Origin of the sequence: Methyloversatilis sp. MC4-4, from assembly GCF_049843555.1 — a bacterium.
GTDB lineage: Bacteria > Pseudomonadota > Gammaproteobacteria > Burkholderiales > Rhodocyclaceae > Methyloversatilis > Methyloversatilis discipulorum_B.
In genome coordinates this window covers 1313886-1337621 of the sequence record NZ_JBBHZK010000001.1, presented here as the reverse complement: position 1 = coordinate 1337621, position 23736 = coordinate 1313886, and the positions used below count along the sequence as shown (strand labels likewise).

26 protein-coding genes are annotated in these 23736 nt (G+C 66.4%); 14 read left to right on the top strand and 12 right to left on the bottom strand.

Features of this window, described 5'->3' with window-relative positions:
- Positions 1-529: 529 nt before the first annotated feature.
- Together WDZ97_RS06145 and WDZ97_RS06140 are read left to right on the top strand one after the other, a co-directional pair.
- Positions 530-688 carry a hypothetical protein gene (locus tag WDZ97_RS06145; RefSeq protein ID WP_304001229.1) on the top strand — a complete coding sequence of 53 codons (159 nt, stop codon included), beginning with the start codon at positions 530-532 and terminating at the stop codon, positions 686-688.
- A 32-nt stretch (positions 689-720) separates the two neighbouring features.
- Complete coding sequence (locus WDZ97_RS06140) at positions 721-2208, top strand: methyl-accepting chemotaxis protein (protein ID WP_304001230.1); 1488 nt, start codon at positions 721-723, stop codon at positions 2206-2208.
- Positions 2209-2235: 27 nt separating this feature from the next.
- Here WDZ97_RS06140 and ybiB read toward each other — a convergent pair whose 3' ends face one another.
- Entirely contained in the window at positions 2236-3147 is a 912-nt protein-coding gene (gene ybiB / locus WDZ97_RS06135) for a DNA-binding protein YbiB (protein WP_425762142.1), read from the bottom strand.
- 137 nt (positions 3148-3284) lie between these two features.
- On the opposite strand from ybiB, the gene WDZ97_RS06130 reads away from it, so the two are divergent.
- Positions 3285-4169 carry an NAD(P)-dependent oxidoreductase gene (locus WDZ97_RS06130; protein ID WP_024300470.1) on the top strand — a complete coding sequence of 295 codons (885 nt, stop codon included), beginning with the start codon at positions 3285-3287 and terminating at the stop codon, positions 4167-4169.
- 10 nt (positions 4170-4179) lie between these two features.
- Positions 4180-5052 carry an NAD(P)-dependent oxidoreductase gene (locus WDZ97_RS06125; protein ID WP_425762141.1) on the top strand — a complete coding sequence of 291 codons (873 nt, stop codon included), beginning with the start codon at positions 4180-4182 and terminating at the stop codon, positions 5050-5052.
- On the opposite strand, the gene WDZ97_RS06120 is transcribed toward WDZ97_RS06125, so the two are convergent.
- Positions 5053-6312 carry a D-amino acid dehydrogenase gene (locus WDZ97_RS06120; protein WP_425762140.1) on the bottom strand — a complete coding sequence of 420 codons (1260 nt, stop codon included), beginning with the start codon at positions 6310-6312 and terminating at the stop codon, positions 5053-5055.
- A 167-nt stretch (positions 6313-6479) separates the two neighbouring features.
- Between WDZ97_RS06120 and WDZ97_RS06115 the strand changes: the two genes are divergently transcribed.
- Positions 6480-7490, top strand: a complete 1011-nt coding sequence (locus WDZ97_RS06115) for a class 1 fructose-bisphosphatase (RefSeq protein ID WP_019918468.1) — start codon at positions 6480-6482, stop codon at positions 7488-7490.
- Here WDZ97_RS06115 and WDZ97_RS06110 read toward each other — a convergent pair.
- Genes WDZ97_RS06110 through WDZ97_RS06095 form a run of 4 tightly spaced genes read right to left on the bottom strand, consistent with a single transcriptional unit; the run spans position 7478 to position 11058 of the window.
- Positions 7478-8719, bottom strand: coding sequence for a TIGR03862 family flavoprotein (locus WDZ97_RS06110; RefSeq protein WP_425762139.1), 1242 nt, complete (start codon positions 8717-8719; stop codon positions 7478-7480). The two genes, WDZ97_RS06115 and WDZ97_RS06110, sit on opposite strands and share 13 nt — an antisense overlap.
- Positions 8719-9366, bottom strand: a complete 648-nt coding sequence (locus tag WDZ97_RS06105) for a lytic transglycosylase domain-containing protein (RefSeq protein ID WP_425762138.1) — start codon at positions 9364-9366, stop codon at positions 8719-8721. The genes WDZ97_RS06110 and WDZ97_RS06105 overlap by 1 nt, the downstream gene beginning before the upstream one ends.
- The gene (locus WDZ97_RS06100) at positions 9366-9719 is read right to left on the bottom strand and encodes a VanZ family protein (RefSeq protein WP_425762137.1); all 354 of its coding nucleotides are present in this window, start codon (positions 9717-9719) and stop codon (positions 9366-9368) included. The genes WDZ97_RS06105 and WDZ97_RS06100 overlap by 1 nt, the downstream gene beginning before the upstream one ends.
- A gap of 4 nt (positions 9720-9723) precedes the next feature.
- Positions 9724-11058: an undecaprenyl-phosphate glucose phosphotransferase gene (locus tag WDZ97_RS06095; protein WP_304009179.1), complete on the bottom strand. Its 1335-nt coding sequence runs from the start codon at positions 11056-11058 to the stop codon at positions 9724-9726.
- 201 nt (positions 11059-11259) lie between these two features.
- On the opposite strand from WDZ97_RS06095, the gene epsL reads away from it, so the two are divergent.
- Positions 11260-12522, top strand: coding sequence for an XrtB/PEP-CTERM-associated polysaccharide biosynthesis outer membrane protein EpsL (gene epsL / locus WDZ97_RS06090; RefSeq protein WP_425762136.1), 1263 nt, complete (start codon positions 11260-11262; stop codon positions 12520-12522).
- A 1-nt stretch (position 12523) separates the two neighbouring features.
- On the opposite strand, the gene WDZ97_RS06085 is transcribed toward epsL, so the two are convergent.
- Genes WDZ97_RS06085 through WDZ97_RS06065 form a run of 5 tightly spaced genes read right to left on the bottom strand, consistent with a single transcriptional unit; the run spans position 12524 to position 16617 of the window.
- On the bottom strand, positions 12524-13063 hold the full coding sequence (locus WDZ97_RS06085) for an adenine phosphoribosyltransferase (RefSeq protein WP_425762135.1): 540 nt from the start codon (positions 13061-13063) through the stop codon (positions 12524-12526).
- Positions 13060-14151 (bottom strand): aminopeptidase, encoded by a 1092-nt coding sequence (locus WDZ97_RS06080; protein WP_425762134.1) that lies wholly within the window; start codon positions 14149-14151, stop codon positions 13060-13062. The genes WDZ97_RS06085 and WDZ97_RS06080 overlap by 4 nt, the downstream gene beginning before the upstream one ends.
- A complete protein-coding gene (gene pabB, locus WDZ97_RS06075) occupies positions 14126-15928 on the bottom strand; it encodes an aminodeoxychorismate synthase component I (protein WP_425762133.1) in 1803 nt (600 codons plus the stop codon). Before pabB ends, WDZ97_RS06080 begins: the two co-directional genes overlap by 26 nt.
- A gap of 40 nt (positions 15929-15968) precedes the next feature.
- Positions 15969-16280 (bottom strand): DUF3301 domain-containing protein, encoded by a 312-nt coding sequence (locus WDZ97_RS06070; RefSeq protein ID WP_425762132.1) that lies wholly within the window; start codon positions 16278-16280, stop codon positions 15969-15971.
- Position 16281: 1 nt separating this feature from the next.
- Positions 16282-16617, bottom strand: coding sequence for a hypothetical protein (locus WDZ97_RS06065; protein WP_425762131.1), 336 nt, complete (start codon positions 16615-16617; stop codon positions 16282-16284).
- A 272-nt stretch (positions 16618-16889) separates the two neighbouring features.
- Here WDZ97_RS06065 and WDZ97_RS06060 point away from each other — a divergent pair, with 272 nt between their 5' ends.
- The 8 genes from WDZ97_RS06060 to WDZ97_RS06025 all read left to right on the top strand — a co-directional run bounded on the left by WDZ97_RS06060 (position 16890) and on the right by WDZ97_RS06025 (position 23304).
- Positions 16890-17834 (top strand): EpsD family peptidyl-prolyl cis-trans isomerase, encoded by a 945-nt coding sequence (locus WDZ97_RS06060; protein WP_425762130.1) that lies wholly within the window; start codon positions 16890-16892, stop codon positions 17832-17834.
- A gap of 72 nt (positions 17835-17906) precedes the next feature.
- Positions 17907-18710: a polysaccharide export protein EpsE gene (epsE, locus tag WDZ97_RS06055; protein WP_425762129.1), complete on the top strand. Its 804-nt coding sequence runs from the start codon at positions 17907-17909 to the stop codon at positions 18708-18710.
- Between the two features lie 12 nt (positions 18711-18722).
- Positions 18723-20111, top strand: coding sequence for a chain length determinant protein EpsF (gene epsF / locus WDZ97_RS06050; RefSeq protein ID WP_020164470.1), 1389 nt, complete (start codon positions 18723-18725; stop codon positions 20109-20111).
- Between the two features lie 11 nt (positions 20112-20122).
- Entirely contained in the window at positions 20123-20986 is an 864-nt protein-coding gene (epsG, locus tag WDZ97_RS06045) for a chain length determinant protein tyrosine kinase EpsG (RefSeq protein WP_019918454.1), read from the top strand.
- Between the two features lie 64 nt (positions 20987-21050).
- The gene (xrtB, locus tag WDZ97_RS06040; protein ID WP_425762253.1) at positions 21051-21917 is read left to right on the top strand and encodes an exosortase B; all 867 of its coding nucleotides are present in this window, start codon (positions 21051-21053) and stop codon (positions 21915-21917) included.
- Positions 21918-21926: 9 nt separating this feature from the next.
- The gene (tadA, locus tag WDZ97_RS06035; protein WP_020164472.1) at positions 21927-22400 is read left to right on the top strand and encodes a tRNA adenosine(34) deaminase TadA; all 474 of its coding nucleotides are present in this window, start codon (positions 21927-21929) and stop codon (positions 22398-22400) included.
- Positions 22400-22879, top strand: coding sequence for a L,D-transpeptidase (locus WDZ97_RS06030; protein WP_304001255.1), 480 nt, complete (start codon positions 22400-22402; stop codon positions 22877-22879). Before tadA ends, WDZ97_RS06030 begins: the two co-directional genes overlap by 1 nt.
- 2 nt (positions 22880-22881) lie before the next feature.
- Positions 22882-23304 (top strand): GNAT family N-acetyltransferase, encoded by a 423-nt coding sequence (locus WDZ97_RS06025; protein ID WP_425762128.1) that lies wholly within the window; start codon positions 22882-22884, stop codon positions 23302-23304.
- Here WDZ97_RS06025 and WDZ97_RS06020 read toward each other — a convergent pair.
- Positions 23271-23678, bottom strand: coding sequence for a response regulator (locus WDZ97_RS06020; protein WP_304001259.1), 408 nt, complete (start codon positions 23676-23678; stop codon positions 23271-23273). The genes WDZ97_RS06025 and WDZ97_RS06020 overlap by 34 nt on opposite strands.
- Positions 23679-23736 lie beyond the last annotated feature (58 nt).

Below are 23736 nucleotides of genomic sequence, written 5' to 3'. Positions count from 1 at the left end.
GCCATTGGGAGACGAAGCCGATAAAACCGGGCTGCGCGGCGCAGTCGATGCGTCCCGCAGCGTTGACGGCAGCCGATCCATCCTGGACGCGGTGCCGGTGTGTCGCAGGCTTGCGCCCGCTTTGTGTCGTCGACCTGCTTCAGTGACCGGGCGACCAGCCGGGGCACGACGCATCGTTGCGTCGTGTGTGCCCGGGCCTTTCTATCCAAGTCCGCCGTGCCGGCTGTGCCGTGAGGCGAACTTCGATGGTGCCGATGTGAACCAAGCCTGGTGCAGAGATGCCCTTACGCGCGGCCAACCCTCTCACGGGTGTCGACAAAGCAAAAGTTTTGCCAGGTCCGTTTCACCCGTTCGGAGCCATCGCTCAGAAGGGATCAACCTGCTGATTCATATGAGTTGTTGCCTGGATTTCGAGGTCTGTTCGGGGCGTTTGGCCGTCGCCGGTCGGGCCGTCTTCGCACGGATGTGGTGCAGCCGCTCTTCACGCCGGTGCGCTCCAGTAAGTCCTGGCGGGGCCGTTAAACACGTCATGAACGATCGAGGCCCTGACCACTCCAAGCGCCGCACCGGAACAGGCCGCACCGCGCTCGCCTGGTGCCTGCTCGCAAGCTGGCTCGTCGCCAGCGGTGGCGTGCTGCTTGCGCACATGAAAAACAATCCGGTCGGTGTCTGCGTGACCCGCGACTGACCGGACAAGAACATCCTCTGGAGACCTTCACGATGAACGACCACGCGCTTCACGCCTATTACGTCAGCGCAGACCGGGTCATGCTCGGCACCGCGACCGTTCTGTCCGCGGTGTGCATCGTCCTTGCAGCCATTTCAGGCGGTCTGACCACCGCCCTGCTGGTCGGCGTGCCGGCCTGTCTGGTGCCTTACGCGCTGTTCCGGATGGCACCGGGCTCGCTGGTGTCGCGCACCGGCTTCGCCAGTGCCTTCATGGTGCTGGCCGCGCTGCTGATCCAGCTGACCGGTGGCCTGATCGAGGCGCACTTCAGCATCTTCGTGCTGCTCGCCTTCCTGCTCTATTACCGTGACTGGCGGCCGGTGCTGGTGGCCGCCGGCTTGATCGCTGTGCACCACCTGGCGTTCAACTTCATGCAGGCAGCCGGCCTTGGCGTGTTCATCTTCAATGGCGGCGCCAACTTCAACATGGTGCTGGTGCACGCAGCATTCGTTGTGGCCGAGGCCGGGCTGCTGTGCTACATGGCGCTGGGCCTGTCGCGCGAGGCGCTGCAGGCGGCGCGCGTCGGCGAAGCGGCCGAGCGCATCGGTGCCGGCGATCTCGCGTCGGCGATTCCGCAGCAGGCGGGCATGTCGCTGCTCGCCGCGATGGAGCAGATGCGGGCGCGGCTGTCGCGCACCGTGAGCTTGCTGGTGGCCGAGTCCGCCAGCGCGCAGCGCGTGGCCGACACGATGGTGGCCAATGCCGAGCAGGTGACCGCCTCGACCGGTCAGCAGAGCGAAGCAACCCAGCGCATGGCCTCGGCCGTGCAGCAACTGACGGCGTCCATCCAGCAGATTGCGCAGAACGCCGAGGAGGCCAGCCTCCGCGTGCGCCGCGGCGGCGTGTCGGCGGACGAAGGGGTGGCGGTGATGCACACGCTGGCCGACGAGATCCGCCATACCGGCGCGTCCATCCATGAGGTCGAGAACGGCATGCAGCGGATCGGCGCGCAGTTCGAAAGCGTGAAATCCATCGTCGCGCTGATCAAGGAGATCGCCGACCAGACCAATCTGCTGGCCCTGAACGCGGCCATCGAAGCGGCACGTGCGGGCGAGCAGGGGCGCGGCTTTGCGGTCGTGGCGGACGAGGTGCGCAAGCTTGCCGAACGCACTCGCAACGCGACCGAGGACATCGCCCGCACCGTTGAAGCCATGCAGGCGAGCAAGGACGAGGCGCTGCACAGCGTCGCCAGCACGGTCGCCACCGCGCAGCGCGGCGTCGATCGCGTCGGTGAAGTCAGTCAGTCGATCGCCGCGGTGTCCGCGGACATCGCGGCGATGATGACCATCATCGTCGGCATATCGGACTCGATGAAGGAACAGTCGCAGGCGGCGACCGAGATCGCAACCGGCGTCGAGCAGGTCGCGGCGCTGGCCGACAGCACGGCCGCGATGGCGGCCGAGGACCGCGCGACGGCGGCGCAGCTGAATGCGATGGCGCAGTCGCTGGTCGACGCAGGCAGCCAGTTCAGGGTGAGCTGAAGCGGTCGACCTGCTGCGGCACCGCCCTCAGGTACAGGCGAGCTGCCGGCAGGCGCCGAGGTGGGCGAGCAGCGGCGCGGGCACCGCGCTGCGTCCTTCCAGCATGTCGCGTATCAGGCGGGCGTTCGCCTCCGCCTCGATGCCGGGTTCGGGCTGCGTCAGTGCGCTGCCTTCTTCCGCTTCGCACAGCACCGATTCGACGCCATCGACGAAGCCGATGATCTGCGGTCGGCGCGCGGGATTGGCATAGGCCTCGCCCTCGGTGCCGCGCATCAGCATCGAGCGGCCACCGTCCAGACGCAGGAACTGCGTCATCTTCTCCAGGTATTCCGGATGCGTCACCGGTACCACGCGTACGCTGCGTCCGGGCATCGGATCGATCATCTTGGTCATTGAATGGCCCGAGTTGCGCACGCCCAGTTGCGGGCGCAGCGACAGCAGGGCATCCAGGCCAGGCAGCAGCCTGTCAACGCCGATGCAGGCGATGCGCTGCGCCGCCAGCAGCTCGCCGGCGTGTGCCGGACTGTCCGCCATCGGCAGATCGAGCGCACGCAGCAGCGCGAACGGGTCGGCGCGGGTGTCGAAATCGAAGCGGCCGTGGATCAGTACCGGAATGCCCTCACGTACCAGCAGCATCGCCAGCAAGGGCATCAGATTCGGGCGGCGACGGGCGCCGTTGTAGGTCGGCAGCACCACCGTGCGTGGGCCGGCCGGAGCGACGATGTGGGCGATGCGCGCATCGATCGCCGCCTTGAAGCCCAGCAGTTCGTCCAGCGACTCGCTCTTGATCCGCATCGCCAGCACGATGGCGCCCAATTGCAGCGGCGGCACCTTCCCGTCGAGCATGTCGGCGAACAGCGCCTGCGCGTCGTCGCGCGACAACGAGCGCGAGCCCTTGGCGCCGCGGCCGATTTCCTTGATCTGTTTCGTGTAGTTCATGGGTACAGGATTATGCCCGCGCCGGAACCCTGTGCTGGCCTGCGTTATATTCGGATTCGTGACGCCGGAACACCGGCGCCTGCCGCGGGGTCAGAGCCGCTCCGCGCACAGCGACGCATACATATAAGGAGACGGACATGAAAGTGGGTTTCATCGGACTCGGATTGATGGGCCGCCCGATGGCGGGTCATCTGGCCAAGGGCGGTCACAGCCTTCACCTGTGGGCGCGTCGCCCCGAATCGCTCGAACCCTTCCGCGACAGCGGTGCGACCTTTCACTCGACCATTGCCGACGTCGCGCGCGAAGCCGATGTCGTGTTCTCGATGGTGGCCGACGCGCCGGACGTCGAGCAGGTGGCACTCGGCCCGCAGGGCATTGCCGAAGGCGCGGCCGGTCGCACCGACCTGATCTTCGTCGATATGAGCACCATCGCGCCGGATTCGGCACGCACCATCGCCGCCCGTCTGGCGGCGCGCGGCGTGTCGATGATAGACGCGCCGGTATCCGGCGGTGAGGTCGGCGCCATCAACGCCGCACTGACCATCATGGCCGGTGGCACGCAGGAGGCGTTCGACCGCGTGCTGCCGTTGTTCCAGCTGATGGGCAAGAACGTCACCCGCGTCGGCGACAGCGGCGCCGGCCAGGTGGCCAAGGCCTGCAACCAGATACTGACCGGCGTCGGCGTGCTGGCGCTGGCCGAAGCGTTCGCCTTCGCCGAGAAGAGCGGCGTCGATTCGGCGCGCGTGCGCGAGGCGCTGCTCGGCGGCTTCGCCTATAGCCGCATCCTGGAAAACCACGGTCAGCGCATGCTGGACCGCAATTTCAAGCCGGGCTTCAAGTCGTGGATGCACCAGAAGGATCTGCGCATCGTCATGAACGAAGCGCACCGTATGGGCCTGGCGCTGCCGTCGGCCGCGGCGGCGGCGCAGATGCTGAACGCGATGGTCGGCCAGGGGCTGGGCGAGGAGGATTCGATCGCCGTGCTGAAGGTGCTCGAAGGTCTCGGCGGCGTCGAGCGCTGAGGGGCTCGCGATGAAGATCGGCTTCATCGGTCTGGGCGCGATGGGCCGCGCGATGGCCGCCAACCTGCTGCGTGCAGGACACGAGGTGACCGTGTGGGCGCGTCGCGCCGAATCGATGCAGCCCTTGCTCGACCAGGGCGCACGACCGTCGGCATCGCCGGCGGACTGTGCGCGCGGCATGGACGCGGTGTGCTGCATCGTCACCACCGGCGCCGATGTGCGCGAGGTGGTGCTGGGGCCGCGGGGCGTCATCGAGGGCGCTGCACCCGGCTGCGTCTTCATCGACCACAGCACCATTCCGCCGTCGGTGGCGCGCGACATCGCCACGGCACTCAGGGCGCGCGGCATCGACATGCTGGACGCGCCGGTGTCGGGCGGCGAGCGCGGCGCCATCGACGCGACGCTGGCCATCATGGTTGGCGGCGAGGCGGCGGTGTTCGAGCGCATGAAGCCGCTGCTGGCGGCGGTCGGCCGCACCCAGGTGCATGTCGGGCCGAACGGTGCGGGGCAGGTCACCAAGGCCTGCAACCAGCTCGTCCTGTGCGCCTTCATCGAGGCAGCGGCCGAGGCGGCACGACTGGCTGCGGCCAGTGGCGTCGATTTCGGCAAGGTGCGCGAGGCGATGCTGCACGGCTCGGCTTCGTCGCGTGCACTCGAACTGTTCGGCGGCAAGATGGCGACGCGCGATTTTTCGGCCGGCGTGCAGTCGCGCCTGCATCACAAGGACATGGGCATCGTGCTCGGCGAGGCGGTCGAACTGGGGCTGGCGATGCCGCTGTCGGCTGCGGTGTGGCAGCAACTCAATGCCCTGATGGCGCAGGGCGGCGGTACGCTGGATACCTCGGCCCTGCTCACCGTGCTCGAGGGGCCGGGCAGCGCCTGATCAGTGTCGCCGGCCGGTCAGGCAGGGGAAGTCGAAGGCCGGGCTCTGACCGTCCATCAGCCTTGAAAGCAGCCTGGCCGAACCGCAGGCCAGGGTCCAGCCGAGTGAGCCGTGGCCGGTGTTGTACCAGAGGCCATCGATCCGGCTGCGGCCGATCAGCGGCACATTGCCCGGCGTACAGGGACGCAGGCCGGCCCAGGCCTCGGCCGCGTCGAAATCGCCGGCGTCCGGGCACAGTTCGCGCGCCAGCCGGGTCAGCAACTGCACGCGCTCCGGTTCTATCGTCACCGTCAGTCCGCCCAGTTCCGCCATGCCGGCGACGCGCACGCGGTCGCCGAGGCGCGACAGCACGATGCGGTGTTCCTCGTCGGTCAGGCTGGTGCGCGGCGCATTCGGTCCGGCCGGGAAGGTGATCGAGTAGCCTTTGATCGGGTACAGCGCCGGTCGCGGGCCGTGCTGCTCGACCAGCTGGCGGGTGTGCGTGCCGAGCGCGCACACCACCTGTTCGCCGCGCAGCAGGCCGCGCACACCGCGCGCGTCGCGCACGGCGACGCCGCGTACCGTGTTCTCGTGAATGTCCAGCGCCTCGACCGTGATTTCGTAGTGGAAAGTAACGCCGGCGTCGGCGCAGGCGGCGGCCAGCGCCCGCGTGAAGCGGTGCGCGTCGCCGGTCTCGTCGTTCGGTGCGTGCAGGCCGCCTACCAGCGTGCGCTGACTGCTCGCCAGCGCCGGTTCGATGTCGATGCAGCGCGCGGCGTCGCAGCTGTCGATGCGTATGCCGTGCGGCGCCAGCCATTCCGCGCGCGCACGGGCGCGCTCGAATTCGCGACGCTCGGAAAACACGTGCAGGATGCCGCTTTCCGACTGCTCATACTCCAGCTTCAGCGCGTGACGCAGCGACTGCAGCTCGGCCTGACTGCTGACGGCCAGTCGCGCCAGTGCATCGGTGTTGCGACGCATGCGGCCGGGCAGGCACTCGTACAGGAAGGCGCCCATCCAGCGCCACTGACGGTGGTTGGCGGTCGGCGAAAAGCGCACCGGGGCATTCGAATCGAGCATTCCGCGCAGCCCGATCATCGGTGCCTGCGGTGAGGCCCAGGGCGCGGCGTGGCTGACCGAAATCTGGCCGCCGTTGGCGAAACTGGTTTCCATTGCGGGATCAGCCTGCCGGTCGATGACCGACACGGTGTGACCGGCCTGGCGCAGGTACCAGGCGGTGGTGATGCCGACGACGCCGGCACCCAGAACGAGGATGTGCATGCGGTTCTAGTTATGGACGACGCTGTGGATGACCGGGTGCGACCGCTGCCGGTTCCGTGCGCTGGGCGCGCTGCCGGCTTTCAAATCGGTCGGACGTGAAATCGTGCGACCCGGATCATGGTGCTGTGCACGATAATGCATTTCCTGCCATTTCGGAGTCGCGACACATGTCCCGCATCACCCTGAGCCAGTTCCTGATCCAGCAACAGCGCGACGGCGAGCGCATCTGCGCCGAGCTGCGCTTCCTGGTCGAAGTCGTCGCCCGCGCGGTCAAGGCGATCGGCAACGCAGTCGGCAAGGGCGGTCTGACCAATTCGCTCGGCGAAGCCGGCGGCGAGAACGTGCAGGGCGAGGTGCAGAAGAAGCTGGACGTGATCGCCAACGAAATCCTGCTCGAAGCGAACGAGTGGGGCGGTCATCTGGCGGCGATGGCGTCTGAGGAGATGGACCTGCCGCACCAGATCCCGAACCGTTACCCGAAGGGCGAATTCCTGCTGCTGTTCGATCCGCTGGACGGCTCGTCCAACATCGACGTGAACATTTCGGTCGGCACCATCTTTTCGGTGCTGCGCTGCCCTGAACTGAATGGCAGCGTCGAGCCGGTCGACGAGAAGGCCTTCCTGCAGCCCGGCACCCAGCAACTGGTAGCCGGCTACGCGGTGTACGGCGCGGCCACCCAGCTGGTGCTGACCGTGGGCAACGGCGTGCACGCGTTCACGCTGGACCGCGAGACGGGCAGTTTCGTCATGACCACCGAAAACATGCGCGTGCCGGAAGACACCAAGGAATATGCGATCAACGCGTCGAACGCGCGCTGGTGGGAAGCGCCGGTCAAGCGCTACATCGACGAGCTGATCGCCGGCAAGAGCGGTCCGCGCGGCAAGGATTTCAACATGCGCTGGGTCGGTTCAATGGTGGCGGATGTGCACCGCATCCTGACCCGCGGCGGCATCTTCATGTATCCGAAGGACACCAAGGACCCGACCAAGCCGGGCAAGCTGCGCCTGATGTACGAGGCCAATCCGATGGCGATGCTGATCGAGCAGGCGGGCGGCGCGGCGACCACGGGCTATCAGCGCATCCTGGACGTCCAGCCTGAAAAGCTGCACCAGCGTGTGCCGGTCATCCTCGGGTCGAAGAATGAGGTCGAGCGCGTGACCGGCTATCACGCCGTCTGAAGGAAGCGCGCGATGCCAGCGGCCGCGACGCGGCCACTGGCCATGCTGGCGGTGAGCAGGTAGCCACCGGTCGGCGCCTCCCAGTCCAGCATCTCACCCGCGCAGAAAACGCCGGGCAGCGCCTTCAGCATCAGTCCGTCGTCCAGCGCCTCCAGCCGCACGCCACCCGCCGTGCTGATGGCCTCGGCCACCGGCCGGGTGCGCTGCAGGCGCAGCGGGAGCGCCTTTAGCGTCGCCGCCAGGCGTGACGGGTCGGCCATCGCAGCCTTGTCCAGCACCTCGTGCACCAGCCCCAGCTTGACGCCGCCCAAGCCGAGCCGGCTGGCGAGATGCGAGCTGAGCGAACGCGAGCCGCGCGGGCGGCGGATTTCGTCGAGCACGCGTGTCGCGTCGTGCGCCGGCAGCAGGTCGAGCGCGATGTCGCAGTGGCCGTCGCGTTCGAGCCGTTCGCGCAGCGCGGCGGACAGCGCATAGATCAGGCTGCCTTCGAGGCCGTGCGCGCTTACCAGGCACTCGCCGCGTCGTTCGATCGGCGTCCCGTCCATTCCGTCGAAGCCGATGGCGACGTTCTTCAGCGGTGCGCCGGCGTGGCGCTCGGCGAAGTGCGTGCTCCAGTCGATGTCGAAGCCACAGTTGGCGGCACGCAGTGGCGCGAGCGCGACGCCGCGCGCGTCGAGCAGCGGCATCCAGGCCCCGTCGGAGCCGAGCTGCGGCCAGCTGGCGCCGCCGAGGGCGAGCAGCGCCGCGCGCGCACCGACCTGCCGCTCGCCGTCCGGCGTGTCGAAGGTGAGTGCCCCGGCGTCGTTCCATCCGGTCCAGCGCTGGCGCATGTGAAAGCGCACGCCGGCCGCGCGCAGCCGCGCCAGCCATGCGCGCAGCAGTGGCGCCGCCTTCATGTCGGTCGGAAATACCCGCCCGGAACTGCCGACGAAGGTGTCGATGGCGAGACCCGCGCACCAGTCACGCAGCGCGGCCGCATCAAATTCGGCCAGCCAGTGACCGACTTCGGCGCGGCGTTCGCGGTAACGCGTAACGAACTGATCGGCGGCTTCGGCGTGCGTCAGATTGAGGCCGCCCTTGCCAGCGAGCAGGAACTTGCGGCCGACCGAGGCCTTGGCGTCGTACAGATCGACCGCGAAGCCGCGCGCCGACAGCACTTCGGCCGCCATCAGCCCGGCCGGTCCGCCGCCGACGATGGCGACCTGAACGGCGCTGTGAGGCAGGGGCATCAGTCCGGCGTCTGCACCAGCCGCAGCGCGCTGTCGTCGCTGCGCAGGCGGTAGGGGCTCGGTGGAAGCGGCTGTTCGGGTACTTCTGCGCGCTTCTTCAGCGCCTCGTAGCGGCCGGCAACCTTGGGCACGTAGGCGCGTGTTTCCGCGTAGGGCGGTACACCGCCGTACTTTCTGACCGCGCCGGCGCCGGCGTTGTAGGCGGACAGCACCAGTTCGATGTCGCCGAAATCGTCCAGCAGGTCGCGCAGGTGGCGCGCGCTGGCGCGCAGATTGTCAGCGGGCTTCAGCGCGTCGGACACGCCGTACATGCGGGCGGTGGACGGCATCAGCTGGGCCAGGCCGAGCGCCCCCTTGGGCGACACGGCGCGTGGGTTGTAGGCCGACTCGGCGTGAACGACGGCGTGCAGCAGTTCGGGTTCGATGCCGCCGGCCTCGGCCGCCGCCTCGATCTGTGCGGAGAACGGCAGCTTGCCCAGCGCTTCGCGGCGTGCCTGCTTGCGTTCGGCCTCTGAAATGCGCGGCGATTCGGGTTGATGGAGACGATAGTCGGCGCCGCCTGGCAGCCGCAGCTGATAGTCCGCCGTGTCGCCGGCGTGGGCAACGGGCATCAGCAGTGTCGCGAGCAGCATGACGGGCGTACGCATCAGCCTTCCTTCGAAGTCAGTTGGGTGGCGAACCAGACCGCCAGCGCGATGCCGACGGTGTTGGCGAGCAGATCGTAAAGATCGGCTTCGCGCCCCGGCAACATGAGCTGCCGCCACTCATCGTAACAAGCCAGCGCCAGCGCCAGTCCTGCGCACGCGTACAGCCAGCGCCGGCCGGCCGCCAGCCACAGCGACAGCGCGATCGCGCCGAAGGTGCCGGCGTGGGCGAGCTTGTCCCAGGGCGACGGAATCAGGCCGACCGCCAGCGAGGTTTCGCCGAGGCGGATCAGGCTGGCGATCATCGTCAGCGCGAACAGCCCGGCTGCCCACTGCAGATAAGGTTGCAGACGCATGACCTCAGTAGGCATTTCGGTCGCTGAAGACGACGGCAACTGTCTTGACGATGATCCAGAGGTCCAGACCGAGCGACCACGTGCGCAGGTATTCAAGGTCGTACTCGATGCGCTTCTGCATCTTGTCCACCGTTTCGGTCTCACCGCGATAGCCGTTTACCTGCGCCCAGCCGGTGATACCCGGCTTGACCTTGTGGCGCACCATGTAGCCCTTGATCAGCTTGCGGTAGGTCTCGTTGTGCGACACCGCGTGCGGCCGCGGGCCGACGATGCTCATGCGCCCCTGCAGCACGTTGATGAACTGCGGCAGTTCGTCGAGAGAGGTGCGACGCAGGAAGCCGCCGAAGCGGGTGATGCGCTGATCGTTGCGGGTGGCCTGCTTCACGACACCGCCGTCCTCCTGCACCGTCATCGAGCGGAACTTGTAGACGACGATTTCCTTGCCGTCGAGGCCGTAGCGGCGCTGGCGGAACAGCGCGGGGCCGGGCGAACTCATCTTCACGCCTATCGCGATCGCCAGCAGCAGCGGCGAGATCAGCAGCAGGATGATGATGGACAGCACGATGTCGCTCGCGCGCTTGACCAGACCGTTGATGCCGGTGAATGGCGTGTCGCAGACGGCCACCACCGGTACGCCCGCAACGTAGTCCATGCGCCCCTGGATCAGGTCAGTCAGGAAAATGTCCGGTGCGAAGAAGATGCTCACCGTCGTATCTTTGAGATCGTCCAGCAGCGACAGGATGCGTGGCTGGCTGGCCATCGGCAGTGCCAGGTAGATCTGGTCGATGCGGTTCGCCTTCACGTAGGCGGCGAGATCGCGCAGGCGACCGAGCAGCGGCAGGCCGTTGAGCTGGGTGATGCGCTCCGGGGCGCGGTCGTCGAAGTAGCCGACGCAGCGCACACCCAGGTAAGGATTGGTTTCGAACTGTTCGGCGAGCGACACACCGATATCGTTGCAGCCGACGATGATGACGCGGGTCTGGTTCGCTTCCTGCGCCGCGGCCCGCTGCAGATAGCCGCGGGCAACGAAGTGGGCGACCAGCTGTGTCAGCGGTGCCGCGACCAGCCAGGACACCACGACCTCGTAGGGAAAGTTCTCGATGTACTGGCTGGCGTAACCGAAGAACAGCAGGATGAAGGCGATCAGCAGCCAACTGATTACGGTCTGCCGGATCACCCGACGCGGCCGCATGCTGAGCAGCGACGAGCCGGGGAAGGACAGCGAGAAAACGACGAGCGACAGCACGACATAGCGCGCGTCGACGGTATCGCCGAAATAGAGCGCGCAGGCGATCAGGGACAGGATGAGCGACAGCGGGTCGAGGAACATTTCGACCATGCCGGATAGGCTCAACGGTGCCCGCAATACGGAAGTGTTACGCTCAAACTTGGCGAGCATCGGGAATGAAACCGGTGAATTCAATGGACTTGGATACCTGCAGACGACGTGCCAGCTAGAATACCGGAAGCGATTTTGCGCATTTTCACGATTTGCGCGCTGGAAAGAAAAGCGTCACGGCCCGCATTCATACTCTCTTCGATGAACAATAACATTTCAAAATGTTTGCCCGTTGTGCTGTTGTTACTGACACTGCCGCGCGCAGACAGCGCCTGGGCCGACGAGGACGACGCCTTCTCTCTCGTGACCTCGGCTTCGTGGCAGTATCAGGACAACGTGCTCTATCTGCCGGATGGGCAGCGTCCTCCCGCCGTCTTCGGGTTAAATGCGCCGCGGGGCGATCAGAGTTACGTCGCTTCGGTCGGGCTGAACTTCAACAAACGTATTGGTCGGCAGCAGCTCTCCGCGAGTGCATCGCAGATCATGACGCGGTACAACGATCTCAAAACGTTGGACAACGACGGCCACAACGTCCTTGCCTCCTGGAAGTGGGAACTGGGCAACGATCTGTCCGGACAGTTGCGGTACTCGAACCGGCGTTACATGCAGGGCTTCAACGATTTTCGTTCCCTGACACCCGTCAAGAATCTTGTCGATCTAGAGAACTTGCGCTTCGACGCGACATACAAGCTGGATGCGTTCTGGGCCTTGATCGGCGGAGTCTCAAGGGACAGCTTGCGTAATGGTGTGCCGTCGAGACTGGGTAGTGATTACGACATTGATCGCTACGAAGTCGGGGCACGCTACACGACGCGCGGCGGCACCTCTTTCGAGTTGGTGGGTATCGACACGCAGGGCGACTATCCGAACCGCCTGCCGACCTCCAACGTTACCAACTCCTACTCGCAGAAGAATCTTGAAGCGAGGATACGTTGGCAGCCGGTAGGGCATTCGCGCCTGTCGGCATCAGTCGGGCAGGCGAATCGCAAGCACGACAATCTGCCCGAGCGCGACTATGAGGATGTGTACGGCAGAGTGGGGTGGGAGTGGACGCCGACCGGCAAATTCGGCGTCAGTTTTCTCGCGGAACGCCAGATCAGCGCGCTTGACGACATCGTGTCGAGTTACTTCCGCACGACGACATACTCGATCGCGCCGATGTGGCAGGCAACGGGCAAGTTGCGGTTCGACGGGCGTGTCCAGTGGCTTTCCCGAGATGCATCTGGTGACAGCTTCTTCTCGACGCTCTCTCCGGCCGAGCAGGCGTTCTATCGGGTGTTCTTCGGCATTGATGGCACGGCGCGTCAGGAAGACATCACGACCTACAGTCTCGGCGCCACCTGGGCCATCCAACGCAATCTGACCGCGAACGCCGAACTGCGCCACGACTCGCGCGATTCGAACGTTCAGTTCTACCAGTACCGCGTCCGCAGCGTATCGATGTCGCTGCAGTACCTGTTCTAAGTCAGTACTGCAGCAGCGCGTGGCTGCTCCAGCCGCGTGCGGCGAGCAGGGCCGAGCCGCCGAGTGCCGGCAGGTCGATCAGGAAGCGAAAGCCGATGAGTTGCCCACCGGCGCGTTCGACCAGTTCACCGCAGGCCACGGCGGTGCCGCCGGTGGCGATCAGGTCGTCCAGTACCAGCACCCGCGCTCCACTGGCGAAAGCGCCGACGTGCATTTCCAGCCGGTCGCTGCCGTACTCGAGCGCGTAGTCGACGCCCAGCGTCGGGCCCGGCAGCTTGCCGGGCTTGCGAACCGGCACCAGACCGGCGCCCAGTCGCTGCGCCAGCGCACCTGCGAACAGGAAGCCGCGTGCCTCGATGGCGGCGACGATGTCGACGCTGGCGGGCTCGATGCTGCGTTCGAGTGCGTCCAGTGCCTGCGTCAGGCCGCGTGCGTCGGCCAGCAGCGGCGTGATGTCACGGAACTGTATGCCCGGCTCGGGAAAATCGGGAATGGTGCGGATCAGCGCGCGCAGCGGGGCAAGGTCGGACGGATGTGTCATGGCATTTCCTGGAAGGCGGGCAGGCCGAGCCGGGCGCGTCGTTCGTCGCGCGGCAGTGCAGCCAGCTCGCGCATGGTCGCCCATACGGCGGGCATGTCGGGCGAGGCGGCTATCAGTCGCGTGAAGGCCGGTCTGGCTGCAGTGTAGAGGCCGATCGACGCCAGCGTCGCGTTGTTGATGTCCTGCGCGAACCAGCGATCGTAGCCGCGGAAGCCGGCCCAGCGCGTGTCGCGCAGAGCGCGATAATCCGTGCCCAGTTCTTCGAGCAGGCGCGCCTTGCCGGCGTGTTTTTCGGAATCCGCCAGATCGCTGCGGTAGAGCGCCTCCAGTGCGTCGCGATAGCGGATCACCAGCGCGGCGAAATCGCTGCGCAGCCGCTGCGCCCGCTCGAACCCGTCGCGCAGTCTTTCCTTGCCGGGGCGCGACAGCCAGCGGCGCACGCCTTCCTCTTCCACCGCGCTGGCGAAGGACTCATTGAATTCGGTGTCGTCGCGCACATAGACGATCTGGTGCGCCAGTTCATGCACGATGAGACGCACCAGCTCGGTTTCCGGGTAGTGGATGAAGGTGTTCAGCAGCGGGTCGTCGAACCAGCCCAGTGTCGAATAGGCCGGCACGCCGCTCACATGCACGTCCAGCCCTTCGCCCGCCAGTGCGTCGGCGTGCCGGCGAGCCTCGACTTCGGCGAAGAAGCCGCGATAGCTCACGCAGCCAGCGATCGGGAAGCAGGATTGGCGCGGCTTGATAGACAGCGGCTCGGTCGCGAACACATTCCAGACGACGAAAGGGCGCCCGAGGTCGGCGTAGCGGCGATAGCTGCCATTGTCCGGCAGCGCCATCTCGCGGCTGGCCCAGTCGCGAATCTCGGCCGCCAGTGCGAGCTTGTGGCGCAGCGTCTGCGTGCTCGACGGGTCGGCATCGACTGCGGCCAGCGGACGCGCCAGCCGCCAGAGCTCGAACTGGCCGTGTGCCGCCTGCCAGTAGTAGCGTGGCGAGAAGCTGCCGTTGCAGCCGCCGAGCAGCAGCGCCAGACCGACGACGAGGCCGCGGTGCCGGCGCCGCTCAGCCCGCGTCGCGGTGTCCGGCATAGGGGTCGGCGTAGGCGGGAACGACGGCGGGGGCCGTGTCCAGCGGCGCGTTGTCGATGGTGACCGGTATCCAGCCGCGTACACTGTTGATGAACCAGACGGCTTGGGCGCGGCCGAGGTCCTCGCAGGTGAGCACGCGTTCCACCAGCTCGCCGCGTTCTACCAGCTCGCGCCGCAAGGTGCCGTCGAGCAGGCCGCTCGACACCGGCGGCGTGTAGCGGCAGCCGTCGATGTCGAGCACCAGATTGCCACGGGTGAATTCGGTCAGCTCGCCGGCGTCATTCCACAGCAGCACGTCGAAGGCGCTGCCGGCGACCTGCGACAGGTGGGCGTCGTAAATGCCCCGGCGTGTGGTCTTGTGGTAGAGCAGCGGTTCGGCGCGGGACACCGGTGCGGACGCCAGCCTGACCTTGCGCGGGCTGTTGTCGGGCTCGCCAGCGGCGCCGCTCTCGACGCGCAGGTGGCCGTCGGCGGCGCACAGCAGGCGCACGCGCAGACGACCCTGTGGGTGTGCCGCCGCATGCGCCGCCAGCACCGCCGCCGCGTCCTGCGGGGTGGCGAAGCCGAAATGACGCGCCGAAGCGGTCAGCCTGGCGAGGTGGCGGTCGAGCAGTTCGTAGCGGCCATCGACCAGCAACAGCGTCTCGAACAGTTCGAAGCCGTTGCCGGCGCGCGTCAGGAAGCGGCTCTTGGTCTGCACTTCGGCGTACTCGTCGGCGGCGACCGAATCCCAGGTGATGCCGCCACCCAGGCCGCACTCCATCCGTCCGCTCGCTGCGTCGAGCGTGACCGTGCGGATGGCGACGTTGAAGCGCGCCGCACCGCCCGGTGCCACATGGCCGATCGCGCCACAGTAGACCGCGCGCGGCGATTTCTCGAGGTCGGCGATGATGTCCATCGACTTCAGCTTGGGGGCGCCGGTGATCGAGCCGCACGGGAACAGCGCGGCAAACACGTCGTCCAGCGTCACTTCGGGGCGGGTGCGCGCGGTGATGGTCGAGGTCATCTGCAGCACGGTCGGGTAGTTCTCGATCGAGAACAGGTGCGGCACCTGCACGCCACCCGGCATGGACAGCCGCGACAGGTCATTGCGCAGCAGGTCGACGATCATCAGGTTCTCGGCACGGTTCTTTTCCGAATCACGCAGCCAGCGCGCCAGTTCGGCGTCCTCTTCCGGCAGCTGGCCGCGACGTGCGGTGCCTTTCATCGGTCGCGTCGTCAATACGCCGTCCTGCCACGCGAAGAACAGCTCCGGCGACGCCGACAGGATGCGGTGGGTGCCGATGTCCGCATAGGCGCAGAACTCGGCCTGCTGCGCCTGTCGCAATTGCTCGTAGTAGGACTGAGCGTCGCCGGAGAAGCGTGCGTGGGCGCGCACCGTGTAGTTCATCTGGTATGCGTCGCCGCGACGGATGGCGGCGTGGATTGCGTCGATCGCCTGTCCGTATTCGTCCCGCGCGGTATCCAGTTCCCACGCCGGCACCTCGAACGGGGCCGGTGCGTCGGGGCCGCAGTCGACCGGCGCGTGGTGCAGGCCGAACCACACCAGCGGCACGCTGCATCCGCTGCGCACGCGCGCGGCGCGATCGAAGGCCGGCGCCGCCTCGTAGGCGACGTAGCCGACCGCGTGCAGACCGCCCCGCGTGGCTTCGGCCACGCGACGCAGGGCAGGGCGGACGGCGTCCACGCTGTCGGCGCGAACCACTTCCAGCGGTTCGCCGAACACGAGGCGGCGTGGCAGTCTGTCCGGGGTCGAGAAGTCGAGTATGAATTTCATGGTGTTACCGGCCGCGGGCCGGTGCAGGCGTGAGCAGTGTTCAGACGACGTGCGGTGCGATGTAGAGCGCGATCACGCGTCGGCCGAGCAGCGTGACAGAGCCCTGGCGTCGGTTGTTCCCGGTGTCGCTGTATTCGAAGGCGTAGGTCCGCTTGATGCGCATCTGACCTCCTTCGTCGCGGGCGAGCGAGGTCGAGCGGATGGCTACGGTATCATCGAGCAGTTGGGTGCCTTCCGCATTGCAGGCGGCACGACTGGCTTCCATGCCCGCTTCGCGCGCATTCAGGCTGTCGAGCCAGAACCAGATCAGGCCGCCGATCAGCAGCAGCGACACGAGTTCGAAGGTCGGCATGTCAGTGCTCCGGTTGCGCCATCGGCTGGCGTGCGACGTATCGCGCCAGCTTGCCGTCGATGCGCTCGGCCAGCTGGGCCGCCAGCTGTGCGGGGCTGCGCTCCGGATACAGGCGGGACAGCACCAGCAGCAGACACAGCAACACGTCGGCGGCTTCGTCGAGTGACGCGTCCGCGGGCAGCGTCTTGTGCGGTTTGTAGCCGCGCTGGACCAGCACGGCCTCCGCCAGTTCGCCGGATTCCTCGGTCAGCTTGCACAGCAGCATCAGCGGATCCATCCGTTCGTGGGTCGCGAACACGGACAAGGCCTCGGCAAAGGCGTCGGGAGAGAAAGACATATGTAAGACGATATGAACCGGGAAGCGTGCCCGATTCTATCGTGTGCACGAGGGTTGGTCGGGGGTGGTCGGCGCGGCCCGCTTTGTCTGCCGCCGGCCGCGGAGCAAGGCATGGCATGCCGCCATCGTCGCGTGGCGGGCATGCTGCATTACGGAAACATTTCACGCAACGGCGTTGTAACACGCGCCCGATACTGTTCAGCCTTGGTCAGTTGGGCTATCTTGCCCGACGGCCACATGTCACAAATCAGCAATAATCATTCGGGGAAAACATGCCACATCACGCACGCCGTTCCATCGCCTTGACCGTCATCGCTGCAGCCATCCTGACTGCCTGCGGCGGCGAGGGCGGCGAAAAGAAGACGGCGACTCAGGTTGCCGCAAAGGTTAACGGCGGTGAAGTTTCGGTGCATCAGATCAATCAGGTCATGCAGCGTACCAATGTGGCGAACCCCGAGCAGGCCAAGGCGGCCAGCCGTCAGGTTCTCGAGCGCCTGATCGACCAGGAGCTGCTGGTGCAGCAGGCGGTCGAGAAGAAGCTGGACCGCGATCCGAAGACGCTGCAGGCGATCGAGGCTGCGCGTCGCGAGGTGCTTGCCCGCGCCTACCTCGAGCAGGTGTCCAGCGCTGCGGTCAAGCCGACCGACAGCGAAATCAAGGAATACTACAGCCAGCATCCGGAGCTGTTCTCCGAGCGCCGCATCTTCAATCTGCGCGAGCTGGCGATCGCGGCCGGCCCCGACTTCACGCCCAAGCTCGAACAGTTCATGTCGCAACCGCGCAATCTGCAGCAGATCGCAGAATGGCTGCGCAGCGAGAACGTGCGCTTCACCGCCAATGCGGTGACCAAACCCGCCGAGCAGCTGCCGCTCGAAATGGTGAAGCGAGTGCACCAGATCAAGGACGGCCAGATCGGCGTGCTCGGCACCTCGAACGGCATTCTGGTGATCGAGGTGGCTGCCTCGCGCAGCGTGCCGGTCGACGAGAACGCCGCACGGCCGGTGATCGAACAGTTCCTGCTGAACCAGCGCAAGGGTGAGCTGGCACAGTCGGAAGTGAAGAAGCTGCGTGAGAGCGGCAAGATCGAGTACATGGGCGAATTCACTGCGCCAGCGCCGGCTGCTGCAGCACCGGCCGCTGCATCTGCCGCACCGGCTGCTGCGCCTGCCGCCGCTACCGAATCGGCGGTGGACAAGGGACTTTCGGGGCTCAAGTAAGCCTCTCTCGGAACGGCGCCGCGCCGACGCACGGCACCTCCTTTCGGACTGATCAACTGGAAACCCCTCGATATGACGAAGTTCGTACGTCTGCTGCTAGGTCTTTGTTTCGGGATGCTGCTGCTGCCGGCCGCGGGTGCCGCCGATGCACGTGAGTACGTGCTCGGTTCGGGCGACATCATCCGTGTCACCGTGTTTCAGAACCCGGACCTGACGGTCGAGACGCGGGTGACCGAAAACGGCAGCATCACCTATCCGCTGATTGGCGGCGTGGCGGTCGGCGGTCTGACGCTGCCGGCGACCGAGAAGCTGATCGCCGACAAGCTGCGCGACGGCGGTTTCGTGCTGAAGCCGCAGGTGAACGTGCTGCTGCTGCAGATCCGCGGCAACCAGGTTTCGGTGCTGGGCATGGTGAATCGCCCGGGCCGCTATCCGATCGAGATCGCCAATACCCGGGTCACCGACATGCTGGCTACTGCCGGCGGTGCCTCGGTCAGCGGTGCCGACATCGTGACGCTGGTGGGTACCCGCAACGACAAGCCCTTCCGCGCCGAGATCGACATTCCGGCCCTGTTCCAGCCGGAAGGGATCAATGCGGACATCCCCGTCATGGGGGGCGACATCCTCTACATCCACCGCGCGCCGGTGTTCTACATCTACGGGGAAGTGAATCGTCCGGGGTCCTACCGCCTCGAGCGCGGCATGACCGTGATGCAGGCGCTCGCCCAGGGGGGCGGCATCACGCTGCGCGGCACCGACAAGCGCCTCAAGCTGCATCGCCGCAATGCGGCCGGTGCGGTGGAGGCGATCGAGCCCGACATGTCGATGACGCTGCAGAGCGACGATGTCGTTTACGTGCGCGAAAGCCTTTTCTGATCGGATGATTCCATGACGTTTCAGCAATTCCTGCTCATTCTGCGTGCGCGCTGGCTGGTCGGTCTGGCCGTGCTTCTGGTCGTCGTCGCCACCACGGTGGTAGTCAGTCTGGTGCTGCCCAAGCAATACACTTCGGCCACCTCGGTGCTGATCGACGTGAAGTCGCCCGATCCCATCCTTGGCGTCACGTTGCCGGCGCTGGTGACGCCAGGCTACATGGCCACCCAGGTGGACATCGTTACCTCGGATCGCGTCGCCCAGCGCGTGGTGCGGATGCTTGGTTTCGAAAAGAGCGCCCAGGCGGTCGAACAGTGGCGCGAAGCGACCGACGGTCAGGGCTCGATGGACGCCTATTTTGCCGATCTGCTGAAGAAGAAGCTCGACGTCAAGCCGTCGCGCGACTCGAACGTGCTGTCTATCGCATTCAGCGGCCAGGATCCGGCGTTCTCCGCGGCCGTCGCGAACGCCTTCGCGCAGGCTTATATCGACACCAACCTTGAACTGAAGATCGAACCGGCCAAGCAGTACGCGAACTGGTTCGCTGGCCAGTCCAAGGCGCTGCGCGAAAACCTCGAACAGGCGCAGAGCAAGCTGTCGGCCTTCCAGCAGGAAACCGGCATCGTCAACACGGACGAGCGTCTCGACATCGAGAGCGCTCGCCTGGCCGAGCTCTCCAGCCAGTACACCGCGATCCAGGCGCAGCGCAGCGACAGCTCGTCGCGCCAGGCGCAGGTCAGCCAGTCGCAGATCGAAACGCTGCCCGAAGTGCAGCAGAACTCGCTCATCATCGGCCTGAAGTCGGAACTGGCGCGCGGTGAGTCGAGGCTGAACGAAATGAGCCAGCGCTTCGGTCGCAACCACCCGGAGTACCAGCGCGCCCAGGGCGAGGTCGATACCCTGCGCAGCAAGCTCGACGCCGAAATGAAGAAGGTGGCCAGCACGCTCAGCACGAGCAATCGCGTGAACGTGCAGCGCGAGGCCGAAGTGCGTGCAGCACTGGCGGCGCAGAAGAACCGCGTGCTCGAACTGAAGAAGCAGCGTGACGATCTGGCCGTCCTGCAGCGCGAGGTCGAGAGCGCGCAGCGCGCCTACGACGCCGTGGCCCAGCGCTTCACCCAGACCAGCCTCGAAAGCCAGACGACGCAGACCAATATCGTCGTGCTGACGCCGGCGATCGCACCGGTCGAGCACTCCAGTCCCAACCTGCTGCTGAACACGCTGGTCGCCATCTTCCTCGGCGTGCTGCTGGCAGTCGGCACCGTGCTGCTGCTCGAACTGCTGGATCAGCGTGTGCGCGGTGACGACGATCTGCAGCAACTGCTCGGTGTGCCGGTGCTCGGCCTGATCTCGACCGTCAAGTTCAACAAGGGTGCAAAACGCGCCCGCGCGGCCACCGCCTGAAGGACATCACCATGAACGCACCCACTTCCATCGACACCGGGTCCGGGCGGGCCATCGGCGCCATCCTGATCGACGCCGGCCGCTTGAGCCCGGACGGCGCCGAGCGCATCCTGCGTGCGCAGCGCGAGCGCGGCCTGCGCTTCGGCGACGCGGCGATCTCGCTCGGCCTGCTGAAGGAATCCGACATCCAGTTCGCGCTGTCGCGCCAGTTCGACTACCCATTCCTGCAGGCTGGCGAAAGCGCAGTCAGTGACGAGGTGATCGCGGCCTATCGTCCCTTCACCCACCAGGTCGAAGAACTGCGCGCGCTGCGCAGTCAGCTCATGCTGCGCTGGTTCGACGCCGAAGCCGAGCGCAAGACGCTGGCCATCGTCAGTCCGGAGCGTGGCGAGGGGCGCAGCTTCATCGCCGCCAATCTGGCCGTCGTGTTCTCCCAGCTGGGCGAGCGCACGCTGCTGATCGACGCCGACATGCGCAACCCGCGTCAGCACACGCTGTTCTCGGTCAGCAACCGGGTCGGTCTGTCGGAAACGCTGGCCGGGCGCGGTGGTCCGGATGCGGTGCAGCGCGTGCCGGCGCTGCTCGACCTGTGCGTGATGCCGGCCGGTGCAGTGCCGCCGAATCCGCAGGAACTGCTGTCGCGACCGGTGTTCAGCCAGTTGCTGGGGCAGTTGTCGAAGGACTTCGACGTCATCCTGATCGACACGCCTGCAGGCGCCGAGTACGCCGACGCGCAGACCATTGCCGTACGCGCGAGCGGTGCGCTGATGGTTGCGCGCAAGAACGTGAGCCGCGCCTCGCGCCTGCGTCGCCTGGCCGACGAACTGATCACCGCCAGCGCGACCGTCGTCGGCTCGGTGATGAACGAGCCCTGATCAGGCCGGTCAGAATGGAATCGATCATTCGGTGAGCGCCTCGAGCATGTCTTCTCCGCACTCCATGCGCCTCGGCGCCCACGCGCTGTCATTCGGCTGGGCGCCGTTCTGGATCGTGCTGGCCGGTATGGCCGCGATGTACGGCCCCAGCTTTCATGACCTGTTCAACGGCATCTGGAGCACCGACGAAAACGCGCATGGTCCCATCGTGCTCGCCGTTGCATTGTGGCTGCTTTACACGAAATGGAACGGCATAGCCGACGAGATCCAGCCGGCGCCTGCGCCCTTGCTGGGCTGGCCACTGGTGGTTGCATCGCTGCTGTTCTACATCCTTGGCCGCTCGCAGGACATCCTGATCTTCGAGATCGGCTCGCTGATCCCCATGCTGGCCGGTCTGATACTGGTGTTCTTCGGTCGTGCGACGCTTCTGCGTCTGTGGTTCCCGCTGTTCTTCATGCTGTTCATGATTCCGCTGCCCGGCATTTTGGTCGACGCGGTGACGCAGCCGATGAAGATGGGGGTGTCGTGGGCGGCCGAGCATCTTCTGTACGCGCTGGGCTACCCGATCGCACGTACCGGCGTCATCCTGGTCATCGGCCAGTACCAGTTGCTGGTGGCCGATGCCTGCGCTGGCCTGCACTCGCTGTTCACGCTCGAGGCGCTGGGTCTGCTCTACCTGAATCTGGTCCGTCACGACTCGTTTGCCCGCAATGTGACGCTGGCTATCCTGATCGTGCCGATCTCATTCTGCGCCAACGTGATTCGCGTCATCGTGCTGACGCTGATCACCTACCATTTCGGCGACGAGGCGGGTCAGGGCTTCCTGCATGGCTTCGCCGGCATGGTGCTGTTCATCAGTGCGCTCATTCTCATCATCGGTGTCGATTCGATGCTGCGCTTCGGCGTGCGCAAGGCCGATGCAGCGGCCTGAGGGCCGGTCATGAGCAGCGACGCCGATCTGCTCTTCATGAACGAGGCGCTTGCGCTCGCCCGTGAGGCGGGATCGCTCGGCGAGGTGCCGGTCGGCGCCGTCGTGGTCAGCAACGGCGAGATCGTCGGCCGCGGCTTCAATCGTCCCATCATGGCCAACGATCCGACCGCCCATGCCGAGGTGATGGCCTTGCGCGCGGCGGGGCAGGCGTTGGCGAACTACCGCATGCCCGGCTGCACGCTCTACGTGACGCTCGAGCCGTGCGCGATGTGCAGCGGTGCGATCCAGCACGCGCGCATCGCGCGTGTCGTGTTCGGCGCGCGCGACCCGAAGACCGGGTGCTGTGGCAGCGTGACCGACCTGTTCGCCGAGCCCAGGCTCAACCATCATGCTGAAGTCGAGTCCGGCGTGCTGGCCGAGGAATGCGGTCGCCTGCTGAGCGACTTCTTCGCCGCCCGCCGCCGGCGCATCGAAACCGCCTGATGCATATCGACATCGACATCCGCTCGCAGTGGCTGCGCCTGTACGACGAGGCCGGTGTGCTGATCCGTCGCTATCGGGTGTCGACAGCGAAGAACGGCGCCGGCGAGCAGCGCGGCAGCTTCCGCACGCCGCGCGGGCGGCACGTCATCCGCGCCCGCATCGGCGCCGGTGCGCCGGCGAACACGGTGTTCGTGCGCCGGCGCCCGACCGGCGAACTGTGGTCGTCCGAGCTGGCGGCCGCACATCCGGGCCGCGACTGGATACTGACGCGCATTCTCTGGCTGTCAGGCTGCGAGCCGGGCGTGAACCGGCTGGGTGAGGTCGATACGATGCGTCGCTACATCTATCTGCACGGAAGCCCGGATACGGCGGAGATGGGCGTGCCCGGCTCGATCGGATGCGTGCGCATGCGCAATCGCGACATCATCGAACTGTTCGACCTGGTGCCGGCGGGCACCCCGGTCCGCATCACGGACTGAGCGTGCTGCGCGTCGAGCTGGGTGACTGGGTGTCGATGACGCCGGCGCTCGAAGCGATACGCCGCGAAGTATTCATCGTCGAACAGCAGGTTCCGGAAGGGATGGAGTGGGACGCCGACGACGTTACCAGCGTGCATGCGCTGGCGCTGCTCGACGGTCACCCGGTCGGTTGCGGGCGCCTGTTGCCCGACGGCCACATCGGTCGCATGGCCGTGCGCGCGCCGTTCCGCTCGACGGGTGTGGGCCGGGCGCTGCTGCAGGCTTTGCTCGCCGAGGCGCGGCGGCGCGGAATGCGTGAGGTGGTGCTGCACGCGCAGATGCATGCGCTGGGCTTCTACGAGGCGCAGGGTTTCGTTGCCGACGGACCGGTATTCGACGAGGCCGGCATCCTTCACCGGCGTATGTCGCAGGCCTTGGTCAGCTGAGACAGGAAGCCGTCCCCCAGCGGCTTGACGATGAAGTCGGTCACGCGCGGGAAGGTGAAGGCGCGGACGCGGTCGCTGTCCAGCGGTGACGAACTGAGCATGCAGACGCGGGCATCCGCCTGATGCGACGCAGGCAGCTGGTGGAACTGTTCGAGAAACTCGAAGCCATTCATGCGCGGCATGTTGATGTCGAGCAGGATGAGGTCGACCGCGTGGCCCGGGTGCGCGTGGAACCACTCCAGCGCCTTTTCCGCCCACTCGAATACCAGCAGCTCCGTCGCCAGGCCGGAGCGCTCGATCATCATGCCGTGAAAGAAGTTGTCGGCGTCGTTGTCGTCGATCAGCATCACGGTGCGCAGCGCTGCGGTCGTCATTGTGCAAACTCCGGTTGATCGGTGCGGCGCACGCGGGATCGAGGCGCCTGCATCCTGA